9 protein-coding genes are annotated in these 12,418 nt (G+C 29.1%); 4 read left to right on the plus strand and 5 right to left on the minus strand.

Annotated elements, in window-relative coordinates:
* The first annotated feature begins 76 nt into the window (after window positions 1–76).
* Window positions 77–961, plus strand: coding sequence for a hypothetical protein (locus tag D1869_RS04285; RefSeq protein ID WP_156014064.1), 885 nt, complete (start codon window positions 77–79; stop codon window positions 959–961).
* On the opposite strand, the gene D1869_RS04290 is transcribed toward D1869_RS04285, so the two are convergent.
* A complete protein-coding gene (locus tag D1869_RS04290) occupies window positions 962–1,531 on the minus strand; it encodes a hypothetical protein (protein WP_156014065.1) in 570 nt (189 codons plus the stop codon). It abuts the gene before it with no gap.
* A gap of 691 nt (window positions 1,532–2,222) precedes the next feature.
* Here D1869_RS04290 and D1869_RS04295 point away from each other — a divergent pair.
* Complete coding sequence (locus D1869_RS04295) at window positions 2,223–3,299, plus strand: DNA adenine methylase (protein ID WP_156014066.1); 1,077 nt, start codon at window positions 2,223–2,225, stop codon at window positions 3,297–3,299.
* Here the strand turns inward: D1869_RS04295 and D1869_RS04300 are convergent.
* The 3 genes from D1869_RS04300 to D1869_RS04310 are packed head-to-tail and all read right to left on the minus strand — an operon-like array spanning window position 3,290 to window position 9,507.
* A complete protein-coding gene (locus D1869_RS04300) occupies window positions 3,290–5,386 on the minus strand; it encodes a phospholipase D-like domain-containing protein (RefSeq protein ID WP_231113705.1) in 2,097 nt (698 codons plus the stop codon). The two genes, D1869_RS04295 and D1869_RS04300, sit on opposite strands and share 10 nt — an antisense overlap.
* Window positions 5,379–8,243 (minus strand): DEAD/DEAH box helicase, encoded by a 2,865-nt coding sequence (locus D1869_RS04305; RefSeq protein WP_156014068.1) that lies wholly within the window; start codon window positions 8,241–8,243, stop codon window positions 5,379–5,381. Before D1869_RS04305 ends, D1869_RS04300 begins: the two co-directional genes overlap by 8 nt.
* Entirely contained in the window at window positions 8,233–9,507 is a 1,275-nt protein-coding gene (locus D1869_RS04310; RefSeq protein WP_156014069.1) for a hypothetical protein, read from the minus strand. The genes D1869_RS04305 and D1869_RS04310 overlap by 11 nt, the downstream gene beginning before the upstream one ends.
* Window positions 9,508–9,852: 345 nt before the next feature.
* On the opposite strand from D1869_RS04310, the gene D1869_RS04315 reads away from it, so the two are divergent.
* Entirely contained in the window at window positions 9,853–10,308 is a 456-nt protein-coding gene (locus D1869_RS04315; RefSeq protein WP_156014070.1) for a hypothetical protein, read from the plus strand.
* 339 nt (window positions 10,309–10,647) lie between these two features.
* Here D1869_RS04315 and D1869_RS04320 read toward each other — a convergent pair whose 3' ends face one another.
* Window positions 10,648–11,202 (minus strand): hypothetical protein, encoded by a 555-nt coding sequence (locus tag D1869_RS04320; protein ID WP_156014071.1) that lies wholly within the window; start codon window positions 11,200–11,202, stop codon window positions 10,648–10,650.
* A 392-nt stretch (window positions 11,203–11,594) separates the two neighbouring features.
* Here D1869_RS04320 and csa3 point away from each other — a divergent pair, with 392 nt between their 5' ends.
* Window positions 11,595–12,203 carry a CRISPR-associated CARF protein Csa3 gene (gene csa3, locus D1869_RS04325; RefSeq protein ID WP_156014072.1) on the plus strand — a complete coding sequence of 203 codons (609 nt, stop codon included), beginning with the start codon at window positions 11,595–11,597 and terminating at the stop codon, window positions 12,201–12,203.
* Window positions 12,204–12,418 lie beyond the last annotated feature (215 nt).

Raw genomic sequence — 12,418 nt, forward strand, 5'->3', positions numbered from 1 at the left:
GAGATTCTAATTTTTCCTAGGACATAACCCTATGAGTAGTTATATTTAAATATACAACAGTGTAATACTCCTATTAATGAAGGTAATACTCAAGTCACAATATTATCCTTTCTTCGGCAGTGTTCTTGATAAATATCAGAAATTACTCGAATTTTCATATAAGTTATTATCCGCTCTTTCTATAAATATTGAGGAAATTTATACTGCAAAGCTTTCAGTTCTTGATAGGTCTTATTATTCCCCCGTAGTTAAAGTCCTTAATCCTCATGTACTTACGCTAACGATTGATGAGAATTTGAACATAAAAACAAAAATAAGGGATGAAAATTTCATTTGGAGAGAATCATATCTTAGGGTTGAATTCTTAGGAAAGGTTGAAGATGAGGAAGCTATCTTTGTGTTAACAATTAGAGGCAGTGGGCAAGACAGGAAGAAATATGGGGATGTGGAAATTTATGCCTATAATAACAATTTTGATGGCTTTGATAAACTCTTTATCAAGCATAAAATAAATGTTGAAAAAGCTCTCACAGAAGAGGTTAAGTATTTTGTTATAGCCCCACTATCGTCAGTTATCTATGATCTTTCCAGAATAGTAGCGATCTCAGCTAGTGATGTAAGGTCATTCTTAGCTTTGGTGACGAAGTTTTTAAGGAATCTCTCTGCAAGAGAGAATGCAATAGAGAGAGTTGCAGTTTCCAAATTAAACTCTTTCCTTAACCTTAGTACTTTATATGCAAAAGTATATAATCAGGAAAAGTTCGTTAAGGCAACGTTTAATGCATTTAGAGAAAAAGGATATATAACGAAAGCAGGGAGCATAACTATTTATGGTGATAAACCTCTATATGAAGGATATATCAACTTTCTAGAGAAGGTTATAATCCCCTTAATGTCTGATTTTCCAAGCCAAGATGATTTTGAGAAAAGATTAGAAAAAGGGCTAAATGCACTTAGTTGATTACATGAACCTCAATATTCCTTTTATGTAAACATAAGCATATATACTACTACCAAAACTCTCATTCTTTTTCTTATTTTTACCGAGTTTTTTCTGTAATTTGTATGTATTTGGATCATATGTATATCCTTCAGGTATTGCTGATCCTGATTCAGGCATATAAATTATTGCAGTACACTCAGATCTTAACTGGTTAGGTAAATGATCAATAGAACTATGTAACTGGTCTAAAACATCCATCAAATTTTGCTTCCCATACGACTTTAATTCTACTATGAAAGTAAAAGACTTACTTTTTAACAAGATAATATCTGGATGTTTAAATATGAAACTCTTTTTGCTATAAATCTTAATCAAATAATCTTCATTACATATAACTTGTTCAAAGCAAGATTTTACATCATTATTTCTGATTGAATTAATAATAGCCGAATATTCAGAATATACTTTATCAGAATATATGCAATCATCCTTTTTATCATACTTTCCCTCTCTTCTTACCTTTTCTAAATAATGATGTATAATTTCAAGTACGTTCCTTATATCTGAATTGCATTCACAAACCTTCATTTTATTACTCATAAAACATTGTAAAAAAATGTTATTACAATTTGTAGACATATGAGAATGTATAACTAAAGACCTAATAATTAATTTTAGTGTTCATTCATCGTGTACTTTCTTAGACTTTAAAAGCCAAGATCATAATAAGTTACAAACTTAAACTATGATAACTACTTATTAATTTTAACTTGTCCTTTACATCATATAATAGTCTACCTAGAGATTTCTAGGTATTTATCCTAAATATGAAAATCTCTTATTACGACTTATTCTTGTTAGTAGTTTTAAGATATTCCATTATCATAAAAAGTTATAATATTTGTTCGTTAGTTATAAAATATTTTAAATTTAGACTTCTTAATCATCTTACTTATCAAAAAAGAATTTTCCTATTAGTAAGATGAATTTCTTATATATTTTTAGCGCAAAATATAAATGCAACAATTTTCCTATAAGTGTTATTCCCTCTATGTAAACGTAGGCGTATATGTTATTGCCTAGTGAAAATTTTCAATTACTGACTCATTCAGTTTCGTTCTTCACTCCCTATATTATTTTACATAGGTATTTACGTCTTTGATTAGTATAGGGTAATATTATTTTTATCAATAGATATAAATAAAATTGTTAAATTCTATTATCTTGTTGTAGTTAATTATTAGAAATCCTTTTATATTACATTACATATTATAATCATATGTTAATGAGATATTGGGGCAGAAAGCCCATAGAGCTTATTGACGAATTACTTACAGAAGTTACAGATAGTACGGTTATTGATCCATTTGGTGGTGCTGGGTCAATTGTTTTGTCCGCTTTGCGTCACGGGAATAGGGCTATTTATTTAGATATTAATCCTTACGCTTGGTTAGTAGCGTTTGTTAATATAGTTAGTATTGATGCTGAAGAATTTAAGAGGAAAAGTGAGGAGGTTTTAAATAATTTAGTTATTATAAGGAAGAGGACATTAAAGAGCGACTTTCTTTATTATTCTAATGGTAAACCTTTTTGGAAAAAGAGGAGTGTAGATAGGGTTTCTCAGTTCTTCACTACAGATAACTTCAGAAAATTATATTCTATCTTAAAGTCTATTGATAACGTAAATGCTTCCCCAGAAGTGAAGATAGCATTATATGGTGCTTTTTGTTCTTCTTTATTCAAAGCATCAAAGATGAAGAGAGAAAATGCAGGTAGTTGGGGAGTTCCTTCATACTGGATCCCAGAAAGTCATAAAGAGATAGACGCAATAGAAGCTTTTAAATCAGAGGTTAAAAGGTTTTTCTCGTATTTCAAAAGTCATAAGGGATATAAAATTGGTGAAGAGGTAAAAATGCAGATAGGAAGCTCATTAAGCTTCAATTATAACAAAAACCATATTCTTTTTACAGACCCTCCTTTCTTTGATGAAGTACAGTATATGGAACTTTCGTTCTTTTATTGGGTATGGCTAAGAGAAAGCAAATTTAGAAATGTAGCGAGGTATTTTTTAGGAAAAAACATTACTTTTAGGATAAGTTATGAAATGATCGTAAATCCTAATAAAGGAATTAATTATGACAAATACCTAGAAATGTTAGACAAGTTTCTTTTAAGAACTAAGAGAATAAAAAGAAAGTATCTCCTCTTTCATTATGATAAAAAAGATTTTATGCGAAGGGTCATCTCATTAACGAGAGAGAGGTGGAAAGAAGTTAAGATAGAAAACTTTGAGATAGAGAATCAGAGGAATATAGGCCCCAGAGGCGGTAAGAAATACGTGTTAATTTATTCATAAAGTTTATAATTCTTAGTTATTTCGTTAAATTGTTCTAAATACTTGCCCACATCATAAGGATCTATACTAACAGTAACTGTCTCCTTATTAAACTTTAATCCATTTTCGGTGAAATTCGCAGAGCCCGTTAGTGCTATTGAATCGTCTATTATCATCATTTTAGAATGTACAATTCCCTGCTCGGAGGTCGCAGGTATTTTTATTACATGAATACCGTTATTTTCAGCTACCTTAATTGCATTTTTATTCTTTTCATCATCTAAGCATACGATAGTTATCAGCAAGTCTTTCTCTTTCTTAGCCTTTATTAAAACGTCAATTATTTCCTTCCCTATCCATGGAGATATAAGTTTAATATCATTTTCGGCTAAGTTTACTAAATCAACAAAAATATGGTATAAGTTATTTGTAAATGGGAAGGACGTCCTACCAAGCCAATTATCATAGGTAGAGATAAACTGATTTATAAGTTTCCTACTTATAAGGAATGGTTGATCGTAAGGCCCAAAAATACATCCCTTATCCATTCCTACACACATATTACATCCATCCCAACATAAGGGTAATTCAGAGATCATATCCTTAAAAGCTTGCCTAGTATCGCTATCCATATTAACTTTTTGACTAAATCTTTTCCCTAAATAGTTTCTAATTACTAAATGATTTGGAAATGTTTTAGGAAACGGGCTATTGAGTTGCCATTCATTAAATATATTTAAGGTTGTTTGAATTATTTCCTTGTCCAATTTTTTACTAAAATTGTTAATAACATTGCCCAAACCATTTAGTGCCTTATTGAGTTTTCCCTCATGAGCGTTATACACATTAGGTAAATTACTTAAAACGTTGGAAAGTTCCTTATCCCCTTTATTTATCATTATGCTCAATGTTTTTAAATATCCTAAACCCCCGTAGATGCTTTCAACAATATATACAGAGCTTGAAAGCTCTCCAAAGATTGGATGAGCAATATAATATGTGAAATTTCCAGAGGCATTTATGCTACTCATTGGCTCTAATATGTTAGTGATAATGACGTGAGCTAAAGTATGTAACAATACAAGACTTCCAAATAATGTCAGATTGTCCTCATTACAACTCTCTTCAGCTTCTCCGTTTACTACTTTGTCTATTAAATCTTCGAATCTTTTCATTGCAAGGAATCCTTTTTGGGATAAACTGTATTTTTTTAGTCCAATATCGTTCTTATCTCCAAAATATATTGACATTTTCATACATAACCAATCTTTTATTTCTTGATTATTATTAATTAAAAACGAGATATAGTCATTTAATGACGAACTATTAAATTTGAATATTATGCCATGTAGATTATTTAATCTAAATCCTATACCATTTTCGTAAGATACCCATAAGAAATCCTTATACATTAGGTCTGCAGCCTTGTCATAAAAGATTGTAGCATCAGAAAAGGCTTCCATCCTTAATTTTTCACTAAACTCTATTTTACCTAATATTCTATCAGCGTTTCCTATCTTAACCACTATCAGAGCTAATATCTTTTTATTTTTACTATTATCTTCCATTACATATCTCACGACATGTGGAAAGATAGTATATAATCTTTCATAAGGTATAGGTCCTTCGTAATACTTACACCCTTTACCATCTTTAGATTTTTCAAATAACTTACAATTACTTTTTAATGGGCAATCCTTCTTCTCATGGAGTAAAATCATACCGTATTTACAGTGATATCCATTTCTTAATGATTTATAGCTGTATTCTAAGATTAGAGGAAAAGGTTTAGCAGCATCGTCTCTTTCGATTCTATAGTCTGGTTTAGCTAAAGATCTATGTTTATATTCTACGGAAAGATCTGAGTTTTCAGCGAAAATGAAAGAGTTTATTATATCTGGAAGAGTTACTTTAAAGTCTCTTTTATAATATGGTACATAAAACTCATCGTTAATACCAGCATTCCATTCTATATTAAGTTTATTATAGTATTCCAAGGGCACTAGTATTATTCCATATCCTTGTTTGCCAAAAAGTAATTTAAATGGAGTAAATGTATATAAAGACTGAATTCCGCTTCTTTTAGTACCAGAATATTCTTCACTCATTTTCATCACCTTCTACATTTGCCGATTCAATTGAAGGTGAAGGTGGAGTCATTAGTAGATCCATAAATATATCGTTTGTGGATTTTTCTCTCATTATACTAAATATATCGTAAGATTTATCTACATATAAGTTTGACTTGTTGTTATAATATTTAAGATTACCAATACATTTTCTTGCACTAATATCATTAATAATACTATTTATAATATTTGATAGATCTTCTATGTTTTTAATTATACTGTTAAATTTATTTATAATAGCATCAATATACTTTTTAGTATGTTGATTTTTCATCATAGTCCTAATATCATACTTCTTCGTTAGTTTTTGTCTAGTTTTTTCAAGCAAGCTTTCGAGTGATTTTATCTCTGAAGACTTTGAATTTATCAAATATAATATCTCATTGATTATTTTAATATTGAGGGGTCCAGTCTCTAATATTTCCTTTAATTCCTTTAACTTACCGCTAATTTTATTTAATATTCCCAATAACATTCTATTATCATACCCAATAATGTTTCCTATTTTATGCTCAAACAAATAATTTATTGTCTCATTAATATCAGCCTCTATTTCATTAAAAATTGTATTTAAACCGTTAGCGATTTCTCTGCAAAGCTCTTCTTCATCTTTATCCTCATTATTTATACTACGTTTAATTACGCTAAGTAAGTCCATTATATCATCTTTAATTAAATTTAAATCAATACTTAACATTTCTTCCAATTCTGACTGGGAATTAGCTATGTTATTCTCTGCATCATCAATTAACTCTTCTATGATGTTTTCACATTCTGCAAAGCTGCTTCCATCATCTACACATGTTTTTACTTTATTTATTGCTCTCTTTAGTAAGACATATGAAAAAATATACTGTAATATTATCTGTGGATTATTTGAATCTAAAGTTTTCGATACAGAATTATAACTCATATTAATTAACGTACTTCTAAGCTCGTCGTTAAACATATATAGTGAAGCGTAAGGAGTAGATTGTAAAATTACAATTCCGGTAGCTATTCTATAAGTCTTATCGCTCCTACCAGCTCTTCCGACTCTCTGTATAAAACTTTCTCTCGATAACGGTAATTTATGTTGAACTATTACTGCAATATCACCTATATCTATTCCTAGTTCTAATGTTGACGTAGAAAAAAGCATTAATTTCGAGGAATCATTTTTAAACTCTTCTTCAGTCTTTAGTCTCTGCTGTAAAGATAATACTGAATAGTGTTGATCTATTCCTTTTTCTAAGTCTGCAGCAAGTTTTTCTAAGTATACATCACTATTACAAGCATTACGATAACTAGATAAATATGGCCAGTAGTATTCATTATTAGTATATAAATCATTTGGACTATTGTAACAGATATGATCTCTTATTTCTCTTGCTTTTCTTTCTCCAAGTATCGTATTCTTAAAATATTTGTAAAAATTAGTAACACCTGCAATACTATCCGCAAATAGTATACCTTTAAAGTTGTATTCTTTCAGCCATGCCAAAACTGCTTCTGTAACATCTTCCGTTAATGTTTCGACTCCTTTTCCTATATTAGGAAGTAAAAACTCATACAATATTAAGCGCTGCTTGCTTATTTTAGATTGATTCTTATTGTAATAATCATTATATGTTAATATGTCAGCTGGAAGGCAATCAATATTATCACATACTAATTTAGAAATAAATTCTCTATAGTTAGGAATAGTGGCAGAAGAGAATATAATCTTCTCTAATCCAGTAGTTTTAGTAAGTTTCTTTAGAGCTAAGAGAAGCCTTAAAATAAACCTTAAATGAGAATATAATAAGCCATCATAAGCGTGGACTTCATCCAATACCATATATTTTATGTTCTTAAAGTTGTTTACAGTATTCATATTTAATAATCTCCTATATAAAATCCATAAATTAGTAATCAACACATTAGGTGGTGAGTTCTTTATGGATTTCTTTGTAGGAATTATAAAGTCATAAATCTTGCCACATTTGCTACATCTTATCCCATTTCGGGCGTATACTAAATCACCATTACACTTAGGATTAGGACATCTGAGTCCTCTATAACTTAGGCCGTCATTAATTTCATTAGGAGTATCACCGTCCTCTAATGCTATTGTAATTTTTTTATTTTTATCAATTTTTGCTAACTCCTCATTAATTATATCAAGGTACCTAATAAACTTCTCAATTTGATCTTTTGCTAGTGCCTTTCTTGGATACACAAATAGAACGTTTATAGGCTTCTCGTCCTTAAAGATAGATTCTAATAAATACACTAATGAAGGTATTACAAAAGCAATAGTTTTACCAGTAGCTGTAGGTGCTACTAAGGGTATATAGTTATACTCAGTATTAAGAATCTTATCAATAATGTATCCTTGAAAACTAGATAGTCCAGTTATTTTAAGCTCCTCTAGCAACTTTTTAATAATATCTATAATTAATTTCCTTTCTTTATCTGATAAATCATCATTAACTAATTTATTATCTATAATATGAATTAGTTTATCTATAGTAAAAGCTCCAAAATCTGGGTATGGTTCTTTTTCTAACATAATATCAAATTCCAATGAATATGGTTCAGAAGATATGAATTGTCTAATGAATGCCACTTTAGCTAATAAATCCATGTGTGCTGTTCTATATTTATCATCATATTTAATAATCATCTTCCTATTAAGTAAAACTAGAAAAATATTATTTCCCTTATTGTATTTTTTTATAATATCGTTAATGTCATTCTTAGTAAGTAGTGCACTCTTAAAATCTTTATTCTGGCTCTTTCTAAACTTGTCTACTTCAATTTGCAATAAATCTTGGTAGAATGATATTATATCATCGTCATTTTTACTTGACATTATTTTTATTTAATAATACAGAAGTATAAATACTTTCAAACATCTTCTTTATATTAACTACATCAACGTAATCTAGCTTGCACTTTAGTTTCTTCTCCATTTCGCTACTTAAACTTAATATGTTTCTTTTTTCTTTTAAAGCCTTAAGAAATTCTTTTCTAGTAATAGAATCTTTAAAGATATTTATAATTTTCTCATATGTTTCTTTTTTCTTCTTATTTGTTAAAAATGAGATAGTTATTAAAGGATGAACAAAAATTATATCCCCCATGTTATCTATTATAAACATAGGGATTAAATTACCATTATTTCTAAATTCTAAATTCTCGTCCTCGAATAACAAATGTGTTAAGTTATCTATGTTAATCTTTATTTTAAAATTTGAAGAGTACATAGCTAATTCAACTTTTTTAATAAATTCAGTAAATAATTGTTTAAACTCATCAAGATTTCCAAGATTAAGGAAATCTAGTTCATTAATACTTTTCCTTAGGTACATGGATCTTAATATGAGGAAAGCAAATCTGGTCATTATATCTGTATCGTTAAAATGATTTTTAGTTAAATATGGTATAAATTCGATACTCTCTTTTTTATTGTTTTTTTCAATTTCTAAATCTTTAATTATAAAATATGTCATATAATTATCATCTATCATATTTTTGGCTGCTTTAAGGCCAAAGTTTATATCTAAGTATTCTACACCGTTTTTAGAATTTTTAACATAAGTATGATATATTTTGAATATATGTAAACTATCATTACCTACAATAACATATGTATTACCTAATAGTGGGTTACGCTCATTGTAAGGTGGACTTATTGAAAAAGTCCAATATAACCCTAATGCTTTTCGAACATTTGGATCATCCAAATAAGTTGCTGGGTTCTGATATTCACATATACTCGAAGGATAACATGTTAATATAGAATCAAACTGTATAATAATATCTGTATAATTTTGAAAAAAATCCTTATACTTCCCCCAGTATTTTAAAGTAACTATTCTATCCAGAGCTGGTGAATAAATAGGTATGAATTGGACTGAATTTCTTAGATAATAACTATATTTACCTAGAAATACCCTTTTAATGTTTTTAGCCCCTATTATATTGCTTATATTGAAATAGTAAGCATAATTACCTGAATTAATAGAAGAGTCGGAAATAATATTAACAAACTCCTTGTAATAATCTATCATTCCTGCAGAGGCTAAAAGTTTCTGTACGTGTGACTCATGATTAGCTCCACTACCAGTTGTCATTAAATATTATTTTATAATGATAGACATATAAGTATTATTTATGTTCTAATATAAAATACGTTAAGAAAGTTAAGGAGTTTTTAAAGGGTATCTAAGGGGGAGGAAAATATAGAGGATAAAAATGGGCTCTAAGAAAAGTAAGATAATCAAAACGAAAATTTTTAGTATTTAAAACTCATCAACAAATTGATTGATCATAGAACTAACAACTTGAGGGAAATAAGTGTAGCTAAGTCAAGAGAGGGACTTTTTGAGTTCAAAGTTCTCTTCTTTCAATTTATATATGGGTCTATCTCGATTTAGGAAATCTCAATATTTATTATCTCTTAAAACACACAAAATAATATGTACATAGTTATTAACGGAAAGATTAACAATTTCCTCTTTTCCTTAAATGATTATTTAAACAGAAACACCTCTTTCATAAAAAGGTTTGACGAAGGTACTTTCATATGGGGTGTAAGTAGAGTTTATTCCGTAGAAAAACCGGGAAGTAAGATTCTCTTATACTTAAGTATGGATGAGGAGAAAGGCTTTAACGGCGGAATTGTACTTTCTGGAGAAATTAAGGAAATTGGAGAGCTAAAGGAGAAATACTGGCCAGAGGGAGAATGGCCACACTATATTGCACTTAAGGTTAGATATATACCACGTTCAGTTATTGAGGAGAAAGATCCTAAAAAGTGGAAATATGCTAGCAGGGAAAAACTTAAGGAACTCTTCAACTTTAGACCACTACCTGGAATCCAGAAATTGGATGATAAAATAGGAGAGGAAATAGAAAAGTTGTTAAAAAACTAGGATTAAGCAAAAAGTAATACGTATTAGAAAAGAGAGAGATGATACTTTACTTAACAGTTAAGAGTAAGCTAACAACAATACTCATTCAAAATTTAGTTAAAATTTACTGAAATAATCCCTTTTAATATTCTTTGAGGGAGATTCAAGGCTCCTTTGCGAATTCCCTTTTATTTTCTCGTCTTGAGACTAAATAATTTGATTGTACATTGACAATTGGAGAGACTAAGGAGCTATACTATGAACTTAATGGTGATAATGATATATAATCAATTACTTCTTCATAGAATTATACTAACTCTATTAGAAAATCAAAATTCGAAAAGAATCAACGAATCGCCATTATTTTTGCTCATACATACTTCTATTACTATCTTCAATTTCATCAATATAGTCGTCTAGTTCAGTGCTCTTCACTAAATTCTTATTTATTTGTGCAATTTTTCTCATAAATTCAATAGTCTCTTTCTGATGATCTCTTATTTCTTCAAGGTATTTTTCATCTTTTTCCTCTCTACCTACACTGTAATCCGCTATTACTGCTGTCCTAGCAAGATATGCTGTATAAAGCATAATGTCTACCATTTCCTGGATTCCTAGGTCATACATTGAGAGTATTTGATCAATTAGATAAGGCTTATTATTATAAATACTTAATATTATCTTAATCTCTTTTGGCAAATTTTTACAGATATCATCTTTTGCCTCGGATTGAAAACATTTCCTTGTGATATCTAACAATTGTCTATAAACTTCCTTCAACTGAACGATAATCGCCGTTTCTTTTCTTATCTGTAACAACTGAGCATAAGTTTTATTGATCTGACTAAAATAATCTGAAGTTAGTTCATATAATTTTGCAATTCTTTTAGCATTTATTGGAAAATCGTTGCACAAGATAATTCTTACAAAGAATTTTCTAATACTTATATCTAATTTCAGTAAATAGGATAAGTTCTATCGTTTTCATAGTAAGAATATTCACTGCTAAGAATGATTTATTTAAAAATTATCTTATCGTTAGGATTTTACGTAAACTGCTAATATAATAAAAACCTCATCTTAAATATGTATAAGTACTCAATTGTATCTAGGAAAATTAAAGATTTAACTCTCTGTATTGTATAACTAACATAGCTATTATCTTTGTGTTTTATCAGAATTTATACGGTTTTCTATATGTTATAAATTATCTTAAACGTGTTTTCTCGTTATTTTAAATCTGAAAAAGAATTTTATTATTTCATTTCTACGAAAAATTTATTGCTCTCATTTTTCACTATTCTGTGATGATATTAGTAGTTACTTTAGGGTTTGATGAAAAATTCCAGATTAGGGCATTAATGAGGAGATTTAACAATCTGGAAAAAGTTATCGTAGTAGGTTCTTTCAACGATGAAAGGGCTAAAAAGGCTTTAGAGTCTTTTGAGAACGTTATGAAGAGTGCTCAAGTTAACTATGAGCTTGTTGAAGTTGACCCTCACAATTTTTACGATACTATTATTACCATTACTAAGAAGATTATAAATAACAACAAGGGAAGGATGTTTGTATTAAATATTAGTGGAGGAATGAGGATTTTGATCATAGAACTTCTCTTTGCTTTTATTTTTTCTGGTCTTGAGGCTGAAGTTGAAATTGAATCTGAAGATTTCAACACAGTAGTATCGTTCAGATTAAGTGATATGTATCCAGCTCATTTGACTCAAGATCACATTAGAATTTTAATGTCGATCAAACAAGGTTATACTAGCATTAATTCAATTCATAAACGCGTTGACATGTCTTTATCTACTACATGGAGAAGGTTAAAAGAACTGAGAGAGATGGGTTTGATAGATGAAGAGAATAGGTTAACTGTTAAGGGAGAACTAGTTATTAAAATGTTCAGCCCTTAATTACTCTCTTAAATCCCTCTTAGATACAATGTCTAATCAGTTTCTAGTTTAAACTAGTTCAAAATGGTTTTAAATTCTAGGCAAAAATTGAAGAGATCCACAAAGCAATAACAAATTATAGTTAAAGAATGATGAAAACCGCTGAGAAAATCAGTGAAGCTTTTAATGAAGGCGCAAATACTCTAATTTAATTCTTATATTCATGATTATATATT

The sequence above is a fragment of the Sulfurisphaera ohwakuensis genome, from assembly GCF_009729055.1.
GTDB lineage: Archaea > Thermoproteota > Thermoprotei_A > Sulfolobales > Sulfolobaceae > Sulfurisphaera > Sulfurisphaera ohwakuensis.